Here is a 595-nt window from a genome sequence, read left to right on the forward strand (position 1 = left end):
CCGCGTCGCCCTGGCGGGCAGGCCGACGACCCCTGCGCTCGCTGGATAGGCATTGCACTGGTCGAAAGCCTGCAGCTCGACGCTGGCCTGGAGCCACAGCCCACGGACCTGCTGCGCCAGTGGCAGATCGGCCTGCAGCGCCATCTGCAGGCCCTGGCCCAGCGCGCCATCTGGCCGGAACAGGCGCTGTACCTGCCGCCCGCCCGGCGCCGCCATGCCGCCTTTGCCGACGCCAGCCTGCGCCAGGTGCTGCAGTCCCCGCGCGAAATCGCCTGGCTGCTGGCATCCAGCCTGGCCGGCCTGGAGCTGCTGGACGCGCTGGCCCAGGCACTGCGCTCGGCTGCCAGCCACGCCGTGGCCGAAACCGAACCGGAGCACGAAACCGAAGGCGAAGGCGAGGCCGTGCCTGCGCAGGCCGGCAATGGCCCGGATGCGGACGGCAGCCCTGCCAGGGCCTGCTTGCCGGGGGCGCGCGACGGCGAGGCCGCGGGCCGGCCGGCTTTCTCGCCCGCGGCCGGGACCCTGTACCCGTCCATGTCCTGGGAAGGCCCTGCACTGGCCGAGCTGATGAACGGACGCTGGCTGGATGCCCCGT

Annotated in this window: 1 pseudogene; it reads left to right on the forward strand. The window is 73.8% G+C overall.

Features of this window, described 5'->3' with window-relative positions:
• A pseudogene (locus tag L995_RS33690) lies at nucleotides 1-595 on the forward strand (Mur ligase); the annotation flags it as partial.

Source organism: Delftia sp. ZNC0008 (assembly GCF_000799035.1).
GTDB lineage: Bacteria > Pseudomonadota > Gammaproteobacteria > Burkholderiales > Burkholderiaceae_C > Comamonas > Comamonas tsuruhatensis.